Source organism: Duodenibacillus massiliensis, assembly GCF_928721995.1.
GTDB lineage: Bacteria > Pseudomonadota > Gammaproteobacteria > Burkholderiales > Burkholderiaceae_F > Duodenibacillus > Duodenibacillus massiliensis.
In genome coordinates this window covers 1,401,611-1,417,331 of sequence record NZ_OV788642.1, presented here as the reverse complement: position 1 = coordinate 1,417,331, position 15,721 = coordinate 1,401,611, and the positions used below count along the sequence as shown (strand labels likewise).

Genomic DNA, 15,721 nt, shown 5'->3' with positions numbered 1-15,721 from the left:
CAATGAGGCGGACGCGGCTTTAGTACTTTAAGAGATTAAAAAAGGGGTATTGAGCATGCTCAAGGATGTTGTTCAGGTCTGTACCGACGGCAGCGATCTTTCGCACAAAGGCATTGAATCGGCCGTGGAAATTGCCAAGGCACTGCATCTGCCGGTGGTCGGAATGACCGCGGTTTTATCCAAGCCCAACACAGTGCACGGTCTTGAACATGAGGACAAAGCCGTGCAGGAGAGACTTGCTGCGGTGAAGAACCTCGCTGAAGCCGCTGAAATTCCGTATGAACTCGTGGCGGAGCACTGTGAGTCGGTGGCTGACGGTATTCTCAATGTGGCGGACCGTCATGACGCCCGCTTTATTGTGATGGCAAGCCGTGGCCTGGGAACGTTGGGCAGCCTGATCCTGGGCTCAGAAACCCAGAAGGTTCTCGCGCAGGCCAACCGTCCCGTGCTTGTGATCCGTTAAGCGTTTTTTGGACTGAAGGCGGCTGCCGCGTCAGCGGAACTTAGCCCCCGGATGCGGACGCGCTTTGTGCGTGAGGTCTCGCCGCTGATGACAGCAACGGCAGACTTCGGTACACCGGCTGTTTCAGCAATGAAGCGGATCAGCATGGCGTTGGCTTTGCCGTCCACCGGAGGTGCGGACAGAGCAATTTTGAGTCTGTCGTTGTAGATGCCCGCGACGGCATTGCGTTTGGCGCCCGGTTGGGCGTGAACCGCTAAAATGCAGCCGTCCTCACCGGTACTGAGCCAAACGGGGCCCGCGGGGGAGGCTGTATTCCCCGTTTTCCCGGTCTGTGTAATTTCCCTCTGCTTTTTAGAACTCATGAAACCGAGCAACGATACTTTTCTGCGTACTTTAAAACGTGAACACACTGAATATACCCCATTGTGGCTGATGCGTCAGGCGGGAAGGTACCTGCCCGAATACAACGCAACGCGTGCCAGGCTCGGCAGTTTCATGGCACTGGCGCAGTCGCCTGAAGGGGCTTGTGAGGTAACGCTGCAGCCGGTGGAAAGATTCGGGCTCGATGCGGCGATTCTTTTTTCGGACATTCTGACCGTACCGGATGCCATGGGGCTCGGCCTGCATTTTGTGGCCGGCGAAGGCCCTGTGTTTGACCATCCGGTTCAGACCGAAGAAGCGGTGGCCAAACTTTTTGTGCCGGATCCCTGTGAGAAACTGAAGTATGTGACCGATGCTGTGAGCCTGATCCGCAAAACCCTGAACAATAAGGTTCCTCTGATCGGTTTTTCGGGCTCGCCCTTTACGCTTGCCTGCTACATGGTTGAGGGCGGATCCTCCAAGGATTTCTCCACCATTAAGAAGATGATCTACACGCGTCCGGACCTTCTCAAGCGCATTCTGGAAGTCAATGCTGCATCAGTGGCGGCATACCTTAACGCGCAGATCGAGGCGGGCGCTCAGGCTGTTCAGATTTTTGATACCTGGGGCGGCGCGCTGGCCGACGGTGTTTACCAGGAATTTTCTCTGAAGTACATGGCCGACGTGATCCGCGCGCTGAAGCGTGAAAATGAGGGCGAGAAAGTGCCGGTCATTGTTTTCACCAAGGGATGCGGCAACTGGCTTGAAGATCTTGCGGCCTGCGGTGCGGACTGTGTGGGTGTGGACTGGTGCGTCAATCTCACGACGGCCCGCAGCCGTGTGAAGGATCAGGTGGCTTTGCAGGGCAATATGGATCCGATGGTGCTTTTTGCCGGTGAAGAGGCAATCCGCCGGGAAGCCCGCCGCGTTATTGACGCTTACGGGCCGGTCGGAAAAGGCGGTCATGTCTTTAATCTCGGCCACGGCATCAGTCAGTTTACGGATCCCGAAGCCGTCCGTATTCTTGTGGATGAAGTGCACAGTTATTCACGCGGCCGTCATTAATTCAACAGCTGATTCCACAGAGTTATCCACAGGAAGAAAGTCAAAGACCGCTGCCGTAAAAGATTCGGCAGCGGCCTTTATTTTTCTATTGAATTCGTTTCAACAGATTGAAAATAAATAAAATTAATTTTCTTAGCGCTTCGGAAAACACGCCTCTTTGTTTTACACGGTTACCGGTGCTCCGGCGCCGGTGGAAAACTCTCCACAAAGTTATCCACAGGATGGGCTTAAGCGGGTAGAAGTGCCCTCAGAACCGTTCTATCAAACCTGTGTAAAAGTCGGTTTGCTCACATCTGAACCTATTATTCGCTCTTCGTCCCGACACAGCCGAACTGCTGTCCCGTGTGAATGGCGGGGACTGTGTCTGAGCATCCCGGGCCTTGCGGTCCGGCCGAAGTCCTGCCGTGAACGGTAGAGCCCGAGGGCTCCTCCAAGCGGCGACGGAACCTGGCTTCAAGCTCGGCCTTCACATACTGCCTGCCGAGCTTTCGGGCGAGCTTTTGTTCCGATACGCATCTCCGAGAGGTCTTCCACCACGAGCCGCCCGATTTTCTTCGGATTATCGGCAAGCGGCTTTAAGAAGACGAAGTTCCGCCGTGCGGCCCTCTTCCGTGAGACGCTTTACAGTCTCATTCCTGAATAGACGAAATGCGAAACCGCCGCAAGAACGAGACTTGCGGCGATGTGTTCAACTAAGGAAGTCTTAGGCTTCTGTTGCGTTGTCCTCTGTTGAGGGTTTTCTGTAAATATCGAAGCTGAGTTCGGAGTAAGGAATGTGGCAACGATCAAAGAGTGCTTTCAGCAAGCAGAGCTTTAACCGGGTATTACCCGCGATCCATACATAAAGATTGTCCGAAATCTGGCGGTAGTCAACTTGCGGCTCCTTTAAGAAATGACTGCCAGGCCAACCGTCTTCTTCTGTAAGGCTGGTGAGGATCGCCGGCTCAATCGTGTTGATGAGGCTGATGACACTGGTGTGCATCTCCCTCCAGGAGCTGACCGTGTATCTGGAGCCCATGAATGTGAAGGCGGCAATCTTTCTATTGGTGACGGAGCGCTCGTCTTCATCCAGTGAAATTTCGTCATAAGCAGTGGCGGGCGGCACATATTCTGAAGACGGCAGGGGCCAAAGATGAAGCGCTTTTTCCCAGAGCAATTCGTTTCGAGCTTCCAACTCTTCCTCGCCCCAGCGTTCCTGATTTCTCACGAAATCGTTGATTCGGAAGCCGGATTGACAGAAACCGCCTTCAGCATCTCGCTTTTCAAGGAAGGATCGGTTGCTGTATTCAGAGTTGTAGGCAGTCAGGGTTAAGTTGGCTGCTTTATGGAGCCAATTTTCATGGATCTCATTGAAATTGGGACCAAGTGCTTCTCGCCACGGATTGCTGAGCGTTTGCGGCATGATGTGTTCGATGCTGTATGTGCCGTCGCGTAGTCGTTGGATTACTTCAACGCGCTCGCGACTGTCTTCGTTTTCAAGCCGGTCGAAGAAATAGTACTTCATGCTCTGAATTTGGTAGAAGTCACGCTCCTTGAAGGCTGTTTCAAATGCGTGGTCATTCGGGAACGCAGCACTGCCCTCCTTGTGAAGAAGCAGATAGTTGACCACGGAAAGATAGGAGGAATCTCTGGACAGCTTGGATGCCTCGCTGTGCAGCGTCATAAACACTTTGGCCAGCGCGTTGCTGGGCTCTCGGCAGACGAATCGCCTGAAGAGATAGGTTTCGATCGTCTTGAGTACGGACGCGGTTTCATCATCGCTGATGAAGCCATCCTTCCGGTATTTGTAAAGCCCAAGCAGGAAGGGAACGATGACGTCTTGCTCGAAAAGGTTGAGGCGTCGCTGGATGAGATTGATGGCCTGGCAGCCAAGTTCTGCATGCTTCAGAGCTTGGTAAAGCCCTGCGTATTCGAGCAGATCGGCCAGATGCTCTTCCTGCGAAAAGTCGGATTTCTCAAAAAAGGTTTTGTATTGAGCATAGATTCTGGCTTTGGGCGGCGATTGGCGGATTTTGGTGGTTAGATAACTACGCACGAAATCCGATACGTTGAAGTCGGTGCGCTCTTCAATTTTCTCCCAGTACCGTTCATGACACATTTCCTGCTCTTCAGGAGACAGGCGCATAAGAAGGTAGTTGCGGATCTTGTCGCCTTCGGAAAGGTTGAGCCCGGTCGAGTTGAGACTTTCGAAAATCAACTGAGGGTCATCGCGGTCATCCAAAGTGATGTCGATGACTTCAAGTTTCATAATGGCCTTTTCGAGCTCTTCCGGCGAAAAACCACTCTGAGCAATTCGCTCAGCAAAATACTTGTAGTTGACAGTGACGTTGGAGGAATCGATCAGATTGTCGAAGTCTCCATGAGCGATTCGGAAGAAGGCCTCTTGATCCTTCTTGATGAGTTTCAGGCGTAGTTTTTCTTGTTCCTTGTTGTATTGGTTGAGGAGGTATTGATCCAGTATGCGTCGAGCAAAGACCGGATCATTGGTTTTGAGGATCCCTTTTTCAACGCTGTGTACAAGAGCGAATAAAAGGAGGAAGCAGGTCGTGATGCGTTGCTGACCGTCAATGAGAATACGATTGCCGAACGCTTCGGTACTGATCTGGGAAACAATGCATCCGAAGAAGTGCCTTGGTCTCTTCGTAAGGATCATGTTTTCGAGGTCGGTGAAGAGCTGAGCGCAGTTCTCAATCTTCCAGTCATAGTTTCGCTGATAGACAGGAATGATGAATTTTGTGTCAGCTCCATTCAACATCTGCCCGATTACTTTGGCGTCACCCCTCACGCTTCATCCCTTTTGATATTGTGATTCTTTAAAAATACTGGCTTTGGCTTGTACGTACAGGTTTAAGAATCTTACAGCAGGGGTGACGAGCATGTGCAAACCTGGTCGCGAGATGCTAAAGACGCTTTTGGTTACGGCCCGCCCGAACCAACCCAACGAAAGTCCCATTTCGTCCAGTTGGCGCCTCAGAAAGCCGTCAAACAACGTTGAATTGCTCTGATGGTATCGCGGATTTCTAAATGGCGATCGTTTGCTGATTTTTTCACCATGACACCTTGAAAACGGCGAAAAATCATCGACTCTGAAGTGGAATCCTCACCATCGAGACAGACCTTTCCAAGGGAGGGACGTGTCTGTTTTCAGCGCAGCGACCAGGCGGTCTCTGAGTCCCTGGAAAGCCATGGCGTCCTGCCTGAGTTCCCGGCTTTGCAGGCCGTTAAGAAAGACAGAGAGCATATCGCTGTAACGGACGCACAACGCCGTGAGCGCGGCAGCTTCCTGCGCCCCGGCGTTTCAAGCTCACGTATAACGGTTTTGATTTGTGTGTCTCTGACTTTCATGGCCGCGGAGCATATCAGAAACATTTTGGATGCGTATGCTTTCATCCGGTTTGTTTTCACTGCGCCCGCTGCGGCGGTTTTTCCGGCTGCGTTTGCCGTACAACCGCGCAGAGAACACAGTCATCAGTGTGATGACGTTACGCACAAGTTCCGTTTCAAAGGCTTCTTCCCTTGCGGCATCCAAAATCACAACCTGTGCCGCCTGCCGACGGCAGATGGCAAAGATGAGTTCAGTTCCGAAACGCGGTTTTCGTGTGTGAGAACAAGCGTTTCAACCTCATCGGAAAGCAGTGCACTCATCAGACGCTTTAATCCCGGCTTGCGGCAGTTAAGCCCGTAACCAAGGCCCGTGATGACCTCATCGCATCCGTAATCTCTGAGGCGCTGCGCCTGTGTTTCAAGATCCGCTTTCTGATTATGGCCGCTTACGCTGGCATAACCTATTTTTTCGGCGGGCTTTGTCGTTTGCGTCATTGAGCAGGTGCTTGTAGTCTGAGTGAGCAAAGTGGCGATGGTTGTCTGCCGTGCGCAAAGTTCTTTCAGATGCCCCTCACGGCACCAGCGGCGTACTGTGCTCACGCTGACGCCTAAAACAGCGGCAAGTTGTCCTATACTGAGCAGGCTGTGGAGTTTTGCATCGCAACCTCCGTTGGTGAGGTTACACGTCTCATTGTTCCGTAAATGGACAGCTTTGGACAAATTATCCGTGGCTAGCAGTTACCCCTTCTGCTTCTGCCGTCTCTATTGTTATGAACGCGAAACTCGCCTCCCAATATGCCCGAGTCATCATTGACGCACCGCTGCCCGTTCTAGACTACAGGATTCCGGAATCGATGAGCCTGGTGCGGGGGGACCGTGTGATCGTTCCGCTGAAAAAGCGCAAGGTCGCAGGCATTGTCACGGGGCTTGAACCGCGCTCGCTTCTTGCGGATTCAAGGATCCGGTCAGTGCAGATGCTGCTGGCCGAGACCCGGCCGCTTTCGGAAGAGTGGCTCGATCTCACCCGTTTTGCGGCGTCTTACTACATGGGAAGCTGGGGAGAGGCTGCGCTGCCGGCGCTGCCGCCTTTCTGGCGCCGTGTGCCGGGGGTACGCCATGCGGCTACGGTCGCGTCCCTGCGGGAAGTCAAAGCCCGCAGCGTAAAACCAGGACCAAGGCCTCAACTCAATGAAAATCAGCGCGCTGCGGTACAGGCTGTTCTGGACAGTCACGGTTTTCAGCCGTTTCTGCTTTTCGGTGTCACCGGGTCCGGTAAGACCGAGGTCTATCTTCACATCATGGAGGAGGTCTTAAAACGCGACCCGCAGGCGCAGGTTCTGCTCCTGGTTCCTGAAATCAACCTCACCCCGCAGCTGGAAAACAGGGTGCGTTCCCGCTTTACCGACGAGACTGTGGTGACGCTGCATTCGGAACTCTCCCTAAAACAGCGGGCCGCCAACTGGCTTGCCGTGCACGAAGGGCGGGCCCGTGTTCTTGTGGGAACCCGGATGGCGGTTTTTGCGAGCTTTCAGAAGATTGCCCTTCTGATTGTCGACGAAGAGCATGACACAAGTTATAAGGCGGGCGACGGCCTGCATTATTCAGCGCGCGATCTGGCTGTGAAACGAGCTCAGATGCTGTCGGTGAGCTGCGTGCTGGGTTCGGCCACACCTTCGCTTGAGACATGGGCACGGGCTGAGGAAGGAAAATACCGGCTGTTAAGGCTCGATCACCGCGCCGTGGCGGCTGCGCAACTTCCTAAACTCACGCTCTCAGATACGCGGCATGAAAAGTTTGTCATTTTCACGGCCTCCGTCAGGCAAAAGATTGATGAGGCGCTTGAAAGAAAAGAGCAAGTCCTTATCTTTGTGAACCGCCGCGGCTATGCGCCGGTTTTAACTTGCACGGCCTGCGGCTGGGTGAGCCGCTGCCGGCACTGCTCGGGGTTTACGGTTTTCCATAAAGCTGAGAAAAAACTTGTGTGTCATCACTGCGGCACGACCTATGAGGTGCCGCAGTACTGCCCCTGCTGCGGAAACGCCGAACTTGAAGCGGTCGGCACAGGGACCCAGAAAATTGAAGAGGGTATTGAAAAGCTTTGGCCCCAGGCGAGGCTTCTGCGCATTGACCGTGACAGCGTGCGCGCCAAGGGTGAGGCTGAGGCGGCCTTTAAAAAGGTGCATGCCCGGGAAGTCGATATTGTGGTCGGCACCCAGATGATTGCCAAGGGGCATGACTTTCAGCATGTGAGTCTGGTGGTTGTCTTAAACGCCGACGCGCAGCTCGTGAGTCCCGATATCCGTGCCGAGGAACGGCTTTTTGCCACCCTCATGCAGGTGGCGGGCCGCGCCGGGCGGGGGGATACGACCGGCGAAATCGTGGTGCAGACCCGGTTTCCTGAGCATCCGGTCTTTGCCGCTCTGGCAGCTCAAAGCTATGAGATGTTTGCCGGCCGGGCGCTCGGAGAGCGCCGGGAAATGCATGCGCCGCCTTTTGTTTTCCAGGCGCTTATGCGCGCCGAAGCGCAGACATTGGAGCGGGCCGTGGGATTTTTGCAGAGAGCGGCAGCCCTGGCGGCGGATCTGGCCGGAGACACGGTTTTTGTCTACGACCCGGTACCGATGTCTCTGATGCGGTTTATGGATACCGAGCGCGCGCAGCTTTTGGTGGAAGCCGACAGCCGCACCGATCTTCACCGGTTTTTAAATGCATGGAAGGCCGCCGTGGTGCCTGAGAGCGGTATTTCCTGGCAGATTGAGGTAGACCCGCAGGAAGTCTGAGGCGTTCTCAGGCTATAATCAACAGTCCGTCGCCGTATTTCAATGGATAGAATACGACCCTCCGAAGGTTGTGATGTGGGTTCGATTCCCGCCGGCGGCACCAGAATACAGAGGCGGCACGTGTGAAAAACACGGCCGCTTTTTCTTTTTTATTCCAGGATGGCCGGACATGCTGATTCCTACCGATATGTCTCTGCACAGTAAGAGCAGGCGATTTGACATTACGTTTGACAACGGCAGCAGCTACTCTTTTTCCTACGAGTTTCTGCGCGTGTTTTCTCCGTCGGCAGAAGTGCAGGGGCATACGCCCAATGAAGCCAAGCTGCAGATTGGCAAACAGAATGTCATGATTGAAGGGGCCGATGCCGTGGGCAGTTATGCGCTGCGCTTTCGCTTTTCCGACGGTCACGATTCCGGCATCTACAGCTGGGAGTATTTCGATGAACTCGGGAAAAACCAGAACCTGCTTTGGGATGAGTATCTGAGAAAAATCGCGGCGTCCGGTTTCAGCCGTGATCCCGAGGATCCGGCAACAGCAGCCGAGATTGCCCGTGAAGAGCAGGCAAAAAAAGCGCATCAGTGCCACGGGCATGCCTGACGTTTGATACCTCCCCCGACAACAGTTTCAGAAGATCCAAGACAAATGACAAACAACGGTAAACCGCAGGAGCCGCAGCAAAAAGACGGCATGACGCATTTCGGCTACAGCGCTGTGCGCGAAAGCGACAAAGCCCGCAATGTGGAAAAGGTCTTTGATTCCGTGGCCTCGAAGTACGATCTGATGAATGATCTGCTGAGTTTCGGAATGCACAGACTTTGGAAGCGGGCGGCGATTGCCGCGGCCGGGCTCTCTGAGGGCGGCAAAGTCCTCGATATCGCTTCGGGTACCTGTGATCTTGCGATAGCGTTTGCCGGTAAGGTCGGGCAAACCGGGGAAGTCTGGGCAACCGACATCAACCGGGCGATGCTCTCCGAAGGCTACAAGCGGCTGCAGAAAACAGGAACGAAGGCCCGTGTGGCGGTCTGTGACTGTGAGGCGCTGCCCTTTGAGGACAATACGTTTGATGCGGCAACGGTCTCTTTCGGCTTAAGAAACATGACGCACAAGGACCGGGCTTTGCGGGAAATGTGCCGTGTGGTACGCCCGGGCGGCCGCGTGGTGGTGCTTGAGTTTTCGCACTGCTATAAAATCGTGAAGCCGATTTATGACCTCTACTCCTTTGTTTATATGCCGTGGCTTGGTTCCAAGATCGCCGGTGACAGAGAGAGTTACCGTTATCTGGCCGAATCCATCCGCATACACCCGGATCAGGCAACGCTTGCGCAGATGATGCGCGAAGCGGGACTGACCGGCGTGTACTGGAAGAACTTTACGTTCGGCGTATGTGCCCTTCACGTCGGCGTCAAACCGCAGTAAAAAAGCGGAGAAGCAGCGCAAAGCCCGGTCCGTCCGGGCTTTTGTCTGAAAAGAACTTATACAAATCAGCGCGTGAGCTCAGATTCACGAAAGCCCGCTTTGTACAATATTGTGAGATTATTAGAAAAGCCGCACGGATAGTTCCGGCGGACATACTTCCCTGAAGGAAAAAGAGAGAGAACATGAAAAAACTTTTGGCAGTTTTTGCAATCGGTCTGATGATTGTGATGACCATGCCCCAGGCGGATGCCGCCAAGCGTTTCGGCGGCGGCAGCAGTTTCGGACGTCAGGCCCCGGTTCCGGCACTCAGCCAGAAGGCCCCGGCCGCCAACCCTGCTCAGAACTTTAACCGCCAGCAGGCCAATCCCGCCGCAGGTGCTGCGGCTGCTGCCAAACCCGCCTCGCCCTGGAAGGGCATGCTCATGGGCGCGGCTGCTGCGCTCGGTATTGCCGCTTTGGCCAGCGCCCTCGGGCTCGGTGAAGGCATGGTGCAGATTCTGATGATGATTCTGCTCGCGGTTGTTCTGTACTTCGTGTTCCGCTTTGCCATGGGCTTTTTCCTTGCCAAAAAGATGCGGGCGGCCGGAGCACAGGGGGTGGGTGCCGCCGCTCAGCGTCCTGAGGAAAGCATTCTTTCGCGCATGAGTTCTGCCGCGCAGACCGCGCAGCAGACCCCGGCTCAGCAGCCTGCGCCGGCTCCTGCCGCAGCTGCATCCGCCGCTGCCGCGGGCGCAACGCCCGGCAGCGTGATGGATACGTTTGCCACCACCGTAGCTGTTGCCAACGGTGAGCTCTCCATCCCCGAAGGCTTTGACACGGCTTCCTTTGAAAAGGTCGCCAAGGAAAACTTCGCCAAACTGCAGAAGGCCTGGGATACGGGCAACGTGGTGGAGATCAGCGACTTCACGACCAACGACCTCTTTATCGCCGTCACGCACCAGCTGCGCGAACGCGGCAACACGAATCAGACCTCTGAGATCGTGGACCTCACCGCGAAGCTTCTCGGTATCGCCACCGAGCAGAATGATTATGTGGCGGTGGTTGATTTCACGGGCGCCATGAAGTTTGACGGTGAGTTTGAGACCGTGCATGAACGCTGGATTCTCACGCGTCCGCTTAACGAAACCGAAGGCTGGCTGCTTGCCGGCATCGAGCAGGTTCAGGATCCCGTGCCGGCCGCTTAACGCATCTCCGGCATAACGGACAAGGGCCGCTGTTGTTTTTGTATGACAACAGCGGCCTTTTTGTCGGCAGCCGCAGGCTGTACCAAAAATGATGCAGGCAAGGGATATCACTTACTTTCAGGGGCCTTCAATGAGGCCTGTGTTTCATCGAGATCAAAGAAAAGGACTTTCTGACGAAATATTTATGCGCAGGGCTTTTTATTTACGCGGAACTTGTGCAAACTGCGCCCTCCGCGGGAACACCGGTGCGGTACCGTCTTTTTGAGTGACGGATGTGTCTCCCGGCCAAGATTTGGTTTTTCTTTTTTTTAAACCCTTCGTCGTTACGCTTTTTTAAGGAGAGGTGCGATGACGCAGCTGATCGTACTGGTCTGCATGTACATGCTGGTTTCGGTCGGAATCGGGTTGTGGGCGGCTCGCCGCGTACGCAATACCGCCGATTATGCTTTGGCAGGACGGTCTTTACCGCTTGCCATGGTGATTACGGCTACTTTTGCCACCTGGTTCGGCAGTGAGACCGTGCTCGGTCTTCCCGGACGTTTTATTGAGGGCGGCATCTCAGGTGTCATCGAAGAGCCTTTCGGCTCAGGCATGGCGCTCATCCTTGTGGGCATGTTTTTTGCCCGCAAGCTCTACAAGATGGATCTTCTCACCATCAGCGACTTTTACCGTCGCCGTTACGGCAGAAAGATCGAACTTGCCTGCTCGATTTTCATCATCGTGTCCTACCTCGGCTGGGTGGGAGCGCAGGTCGCGGCCCTCGGGCTCGTGTTAAACCTCATCACCGAAGGCGCGGTGAGCGTCTCGCTCGGCATGACCATCGGCACCTTTGTCGTGCTTTTTTATACGGTCTACGGCGGTATGTGGTCTGTGGCGTTCACGGACTTCTTTCAGATGCTCATCATCGTGCTCGGCCTTGCGGCAATCGCGTTTTGTGCGGGTGATATGGCAGGGGGCTTTACGAAGGTCATCGACTTTGCCGAAAGCAGGGATCTTTTTAATCCCTGGCCCGAGATGAGCGTAAGCGGCTGGCTTTTCTGGATCTCTGCCGCCATTACGATGATGATCGGCTCCATCCCGCAGCAGGACGTTTTTCAGCGCGTGATGAGCGCAAAAAGCGCCGGTACCGCGGCGCGCGGTGCGGCAATGGGAGGCGCCTTTTACATCGTCTTTGCCTTTGTGCCGATGTTTATCGTCTGCGCAGCGGTTCTGGCGATGCCGGGCGTGGGGGAAATGCTTTTAAAGACGGATCCTCAGAGACTGCTTCCCACGCTGGTGAAGGACTACATGCCCGGGTGGCTGCGCGTGCTCTTTTTCGGCGCCGTTTTGTCTGCCGTGATGTCAACGGCTTCGGCCACGATGCTTGCGCCGTCGACCACCTTCGTGCAGAACGTCCTGAAGGGCTTTGTGCGGATTTCGCCGGATAAAGAACTCACCTGCATGCGCGCCACGCTGACGGTTTTTGCCGTGGCGGTGCTCACCTACAGCCTCTGGTTTGAAGGGACGGCGATTTACGACATGGTGGCGATGGCCTATCAGTTCCCGGTCGTGGGTGCGTTCTGGCCCCTGGTGTGCGGCCTGTACTGGAAGCGTGCGACTGCGCAGGGCGCGTGGCTTTCCATCCTCGTGGGCGGCGCCGTTTGGATCACGCTTTCGGCCACACCTCTGGGTGAAGTTTTCCCCTCGGTGTTGGGCGGCTTTATCGCTGCGGCGGCCGGCATGGTCGGCGGGAGCCTTCTGCCCACCCGCAGCAATGCCCGCTACCGCCGCTGGCAGGCCATCACGGTGCCGGTTGCTTAACTGTTGTCGGATGAACGCCGCCTGAAACACTTTCGGGCGGCGGTTTTTTTTCTGTCCGAAAACAGCTCTCTCCGTGACGGCCGCCGAATAGGCAGGGCGAGCAGCACGACTGCCGGCCTTTCTTCAGATTTCATTAACAAAAAAGCCATTCACAGTCTTTAAAGTTGTGGCTGTCTACACTCACAAAATAAGGACCGGAATGGCTCTGGACACGACTTTATTCAAGCATCTTCTCAATGTCAAAGGCACCGTCGTCGAGGACATCGAATTCTTCCACGAAACTGACGGTACAAAATCTGCAGTGGTCCAGGTTCACGCCACCCGGGGATACCGTTGCCGGTGCCGGTTTCGTAATGTTGAAAATCTCAAGGCAATGGTGCTTTTATGCTGCTCAAATTTGGTGATCCCTTTGCCAGACCATGCTGTCTCCGGAAAGCCCGCTAAACAACAGCTTTCCGGCGTAGTTGCTTGATTTTTTTACCCACAACTATGCACGAAGAGCCAAAATCCTTGTGAATGCACGGTTTTAGGCAGTTTACCTTAGGGGCGTTTGAGTCAAGATTGTTACAATCTGACACTTCAATAGCATACCTGCTGAGGTCATGTAATGTCAGAAGACAAAACACAGGACACGGTAGAGGAAGAGAAGGTCGGCCCGGGTGCCTACATCGCACTTTTGGCCGCTTTGGTTTTCTTCTCCGGTATTTTTTACAAGATTGACGGCTACAAGTGGCTCGGAGCACTTGACTTCACCACGCTTGCGGGTGCCTTCGGTCAGATCAGCGGCAAGACTTTTGTCGGTTCCGGTGGTATCGGCGCACGCTCGGGCTTTCTGTTTGCCCTGTCGCTTGTGCCCACCGTGATGCTTGCTTTGGGGATTCTTGAAATTGTCACGTACTACGGCGCCATCCGTGCCGCTCAGAAACTGATGACACCGCTTCTGTACCCGATTCTCGGTATTCCGGGCCGCACGGGCCTTGCCCTCATTACCGACCTGCAGAGTACGGACGCGGGTGCTGCTCTTACCAAGGGCCTTGCCGATCAGGGGCAGATTACGAAAAAAGACCTGGTCGTGATGTGCGCCTGGCAGTATTCGGGCGCAGGGCTCATCAATAACTACTTTGCCATCGGTTCGGCCTTGTTTGCGGCCTGCCTGGTGCCGGTTGTGATTCCGCTTATTGTGATGTTTATTCTGAAGTTTGTGGGTGCCGTGCTTGTCCGCATTCTGCTTAATACCGTTTACAGGAAGGATTTTCAGTCATGAGTGAACAGGCTGTGAAAACCGCCAAGCAAAGCGGCAATCCTCTGGATATCTTCATTACCGGCGCCCGCAAGGGGTTCGGTGTCGCCATCAACAATCTGCTGCCCAACGTGCTGATGGCCTTTGTGCTTGCGCACATTCTGGGTTTGCTCGGCGTACTGGATTTTCTCGGTACGCACTGCGCGGGCATCATGGGGCTTTTTGGCCTTTCCGGTGAATCGATCACGGTGTTGCTCACGGCCTGGCTGTCGGCTTCTGCCGGTACCGGCGTTGCCGTGAGCCTTCTCGCGAGCGGACACATCACGCCGCACGACGTGACGATTCTGCTGCCCGCCATCTTCCTGATGGCGTCCCAGATTCAGTACATGGGGCGTCTTTTGGGTGTGGCTGACTGCCCGAAGCGTTACTGGCCGATGCTGATGGTCAACTCCATCCTCAACGCCGTGTTTGCCCTCATCATCATGAATGTTCTGCTCGCATTCTGGAAATAATCCGGTTTAAGCCGGTCTGAGGCAGAAGGCGGTTATCCCGACAACCGGGGTGACCGCCTTTTTTCATGCCTTTGCCGGACGCTGTCCGCCTCTGCCGTCCCTCGGTACAATTAATCGGTTAAATGCTTAAAACCGCCCGAACTTTCTGTCAGACAAAGGGCGTAAAACCACTAAAAGGAATCGTATTGTGATTAACGTTGTTGTTCTTGCCGCGGGACTCGGTAAACGGATGCATTCGTCGCTGCCGAAGGTGCTTCAGCCGATTGCCGGCTCCCCGATGATTCATCATGTTCTGAAGACCGTGCAGGCGCTGCCCGATGTGAGCCGCACGGTGGTTGTGATCGGTCACGGCGCCGATGAGGTAAAGGCCTCTTTAACGGACTTCCCCGCCGTGTCGTTTGCTCTGCAGCAGCCGCAGCTCGGGACCGGACACGCTCTGCAGCAGGCGCTGCCGCTTCTGGATCCGGCCGCAGAGATGACCCTGGTGCTTTTGGGTGACGTGCCGCTGATTCAGCCCGAAACCATTGCGCGTCTGAGAGACGCCGCCGGTGACGGCATGGCGCTTTTGACGGCTGTGCTGCGTAACCCCACCGGTTACGGGCGGATTCTGCGCCAAAGGGGCCGCATCGTGGCAATTGTTGAGCAAAAGGACGCCACCGAAGGCCAGAAACAGATTCGTGAAATCAACACAGGGATCATGCTGCTGCCCACTGCGCGCCTTGCGGGCTGGCTTTCGGAATTAAAGCCCGCCAACGCGCAGTCTGAGTACTATCTCACTGATGTTATCGGCCTTGCGGTCCGTGACGGCGTGCGCATCAGCTCGGCCCGCCCGAGAAGAAGTTTTGAAGTCGAGGGGGTGAATTCCAAGACGCAGCTTGCACGCCTTGAGGGGATCTGGCAGGACTACAGGGCAGAGCAGTTTACCGATGCCGGCGTGACGGTGATTGACCCCTCGCGCCTTGACGTGCGTGGGGAACTCACCTGCGGCGAAGACGTGGTGATTGATGTGGGCTGCGTCTTTGAAGGCAACGTCAGGCTCGGCAACCGCGTGCATGTGGGACCTTACTGCGTAATCCGTAATGCGGTGATTGCCGATGACGTACGGATTGAACCCTTTACGCACATTGACGGCGCCGAGGTGGGCGCGGGCAGCAAAGTGGGGCCCTACGCCCGTCTGCGACCGCAGACCAAATTGGCCCAAAACGTGCATATCGGCAACTTTGTGGAACTGAAAAAGTCTGACGTTGCCGCTGAAAGCAAGATCAACCACCTCTCCTACATCGGAGATACAACCGTCGGCGCGCGCGTCAATATCGGCGCGGGCACCATCACCTGCAACTATGACGGCGTCAACAAATTCCGTACCGTGATCGGAGACGATGCCTTTATCGGGTCAGATACGCAGCTTGTGGCTCCCGTGACGGTGGGCGCCGGTGCAACGCTCGGCGCGGGGACCACGCTCACGCACGATGCGCCCGAAGGTAAGCTCACGCTCTCGCGGGTGCATCAGAAAACGGTGGAAGGGTGGGAACGCCCCAAAAAGGCTGAGGCGAAGTAACTGAACCGGACACACGCT

Annotated in this window: 15 protein-coding genes, 1 tRNA gene and 1 pseudogene; 12 read left to right on the top strand and 5 right to left on the bottom strand. The window is 55.2% G+C overall.

The features are described 5' to 3' along the window. The first annotated feature begins 55 nt into the window (after window positions 1-55). Window positions 56-463, top strand: coding sequence for a universal stress protein (locus tag NXF97_RS06495; protein ID WP_274955506.1), 408 nt, complete (start codon window positions 56-58; stop codon window positions 461-463). Here the strand turns inward: NXF97_RS06495 and NXF97_RS06490 are convergent. Then, window positions 460-825, bottom strand: a complete 366-nt coding sequence (locus NXF97_RS06490) for a DUF167 domain-containing protein (RefSeq protein WP_084765504.1) — start codon at window positions 823-825, stop codon at window positions 460-462. The two genes, NXF97_RS06495 and NXF97_RS06490, sit on opposite strands and share 4 nt — an antisense overlap. Between NXF97_RS06490 and hemE the strand changes: the two genes are divergently transcribed. Beyond that, window positions 824-1,888 (top strand): uroporphyrinogen decarboxylase, encoded by a 1,065-nt coding sequence (hemE, locus tag NXF97_RS06485; protein ID WP_274955505.1) that lies wholly within the window; start codon window positions 824-826, stop codon window positions 1,886-1,888. The genes NXF97_RS06490 and hemE overlap by 2 nt on opposite strands. A gap of 703 nt (window positions 1,889-2,591) precedes the next feature. Here the strand turns inward: hemE and NXF97_RS06480 are convergent. The 4 genes and pseudogenes from NXF97_RS06480 to NXF97_RS10795 form a co-directional block, all read right to left on the bottom strand. Then, on the bottom strand, window positions 2,592-4,673 hold the full coding sequence (locus NXF97_RS06480; protein WP_274955504.1) for a DUF262 domain-containing protein: 2,082 nt from the start codon (window positions 4,671-4,673) through the stop codon (window positions 2,592-2,594). Between the two features lie 519 nt (window positions 4,674-5,192). After that, entirely contained in the window at window positions 5,193-5,423 is a 231-nt protein-coding gene (locus NXF97_RS06475; RefSeq protein WP_274955503.1) for a hypothetical protein, read from the bottom strand. Then, window positions 5,420-5,707, bottom strand: a complete 288-nt coding sequence (locus NXF97_RS06470; protein WP_022373451.1) for a recombinase family protein — start codon at window positions 5,705-5,707, stop codon at window positions 5,420-5,422. Before NXF97_RS06470 ends, NXF97_RS06475 begins: the two co-directional genes overlap by 4 nt. A gap of 75 nt (window positions 5,708-5,782) precedes the next feature. Next, window positions 5,783-5,932, bottom strand: a pseudogene (locus tag NXF97_RS10795) (hypothetical protein); the annotation flags it as partial. 50 nt (window positions 5,933-5,982) lie between these two features. On the opposite strand from NXF97_RS10795, the gene priA reads away from it, so the two are divergent. The 10 genes from priA (at window position 5,983) to glmU (ending at window position 15,703) form a co-directional block, all read left to right on the top strand. Then, window positions 5,983-7,992, top strand: a complete 2,010-nt coding sequence (gene priA / locus NXF97_RS06465; protein ID WP_274955502.1) for a replication restart helicase PriA — start codon at window positions 5,983-5,985, stop codon at window positions 7,990-7,992. Window positions 7,993-8,020: 28 nt separating this feature from the next. Next, a tRNA-Arg gene (locus NXF97_RS06460) sits at window positions 8,021-8,095 on the top strand. A 66-nt stretch (window positions 8,096-8,161) separates the two neighbouring features. Beyond that, complete coding sequence (locus NXF97_RS06455; protein ID WP_022373449.1) at window positions 8,162-8,590, top strand: gamma-butyrobetaine hydroxylase-like domain-containing protein; 429 nt, start codon at window positions 8,162-8,164, stop codon at window positions 8,588-8,590. A 45-nt stretch (window positions 8,591-8,635) separates the two neighbouring features. Further along, window positions 8,636-9,409: a bifunctional demethylmenaquinone methyltransferase/2-methoxy-6-polyprenyl-1,4-benzoquinol methylase UbiE gene (gene ubiE / locus NXF97_RS06450; protein WP_274955501.1), complete on the top strand. Its 774-nt coding sequence runs from the start codon at window positions 8,636-8,638 to the stop codon at window positions 9,407-9,409. 182 nt (window positions 9,410-9,591) lie between these two features. After that, a complete protein-coding gene (locus NXF97_RS06445) occupies window positions 9,592-10,593 on the top strand; it encodes a Tim44 domain-containing protein (protein WP_274955500.1) in 1,002 nt (333 codons plus the stop codon). Window positions 10,594-10,941: 348 nt separating this feature from the next. Then, a complete protein-coding gene (locus NXF97_RS06440; protein WP_274955499.1) occupies window positions 10,942-12,393 on the top strand; it encodes a sodium:solute symporter family protein in 1,452 nt (483 codons plus the stop codon). A 199-nt stretch (window positions 12,394-12,592) separates the two neighbouring features. Further along, the gene (locus tag NXF97_RS06435; RefSeq protein WP_274955498.1) at window positions 12,593-12,865 is read left to right on the top strand and encodes a hypothetical protein; all 273 of its coding nucleotides are present in this window, start codon (window positions 12,593-12,595) and stop codon (window positions 12,863-12,865) included. 135 nt (window positions 12,866-13,000) lie between these two features. Then, window positions 13,001-13,657 carry a nucleoside recognition domain-containing protein gene (locus tag NXF97_RS06430; protein ID WP_022372649.1) on the top strand — a complete coding sequence of 219 codons (657 nt, stop codon included), beginning with the start codon at window positions 13,001-13,003 and terminating at the stop codon, window positions 13,655-13,657. After that, the gene (locus NXF97_RS06425; RefSeq protein ID WP_022372650.1) at window positions 13,654-14,145 is read left to right on the top strand and encodes a YjiG family protein; all 492 of its coding nucleotides are present in this window, start codon (window positions 13,654-13,656) and stop codon (window positions 14,143-14,145) included. The genes NXF97_RS06430 and NXF97_RS06425 overlap by 4 nt, the downstream gene beginning before the upstream one ends. 187 nt (window positions 14,146-14,332) lie before the next feature. Continuing rightward, a complete protein-coding gene (glmU, locus tag NXF97_RS06420; RefSeq protein ID WP_274955497.1) occupies window positions 14,333-15,703 on the top strand; it encodes a bifunctional UDP-N-acetylglucosamine diphosphorylase/glucosamine-1-phosphate N-acetyltransferase GlmU in 1,371 nt (456 codons plus the stop codon). Window positions 15,704-15,721 lie beyond the last annotated feature (18 nt).

Coding starts and splice junctions, on each gene's coding strand:
- NXF97_RS06495 (WP_274955506.1), top strand. CDS start 56: ATGCTCAAGGATGTTGTTCAGGTCTGTACCGACGGCAGCGATCTTTCG.
- hemE (WP_274955505.1), top strand. CDS start 824: ATGAAACCGAGCAACGATACTTTTCTGCGTACTTTAAAACGTGAACAC.
- NXF97_RS06490 (WP_084765504.1), bottom strand. CDS start 825: ATGAGTTCTAAAAAGCAGAGGGAAATTACACAGACCGGGAAAACGGGG.
- NXF97_RS06470 (WP_022373451.1), bottom strand. CDS start 5,707: ATGACGCAAACGACAAAGCCCGCCGAAAAAATAGGTTATGCCAGCGTA.
- priA (WP_274955502.1), top strand. CDS start 5,983: ATGAACGCGAAACTCGCCTCCCAATATGCCCGAGTCATCATTGACGCA.
- NXF97_RS06455 (WP_022373449.1), top strand. CDS start 8,162: ATGCTGATTCCTACCGATATGTCTCTGCACAGTAAGAGCAGGCGATTT.
- ubiE (WP_274955501.1), top strand. CDS start 8,636: ATGACAAACAACGGTAAACCGCAGGAGCCGCAGCAAAAAGACGGCATG.
- NXF97_RS06445 (WP_274955500.1), top strand. CDS start 9,592: ATGAAAAAACTTTTGGCAGTTTTTGCAATCGGTCTGATGATTGTGATG.
- NXF97_RS06440 (WP_274955499.1), top strand. CDS start 10,942: ATGACGCAGCTGATCGTACTGGTCTGCATGTACATGCTGGTTTCGGTC.
- NXF97_RS06435 (WP_274955498.1), top strand. CDS start 12,593: ATGGCTCTGGACACGACTTTATTCAAGCATCTTCTCAATGTCAAAGGC.
- NXF97_RS06430 (WP_022372649.1), top strand. CDS start 13,001: ATGTCAGAAGACAAAACACAGGACACGGTAGAGGAAGAGAAGGTCGGC.
- NXF97_RS06425 (WP_022372650.1), top strand. CDS start 13,654: ATGAGTGAACAGGCTGTGAAAACCGCCAAGCAAAGCGGCAATCCTCTG.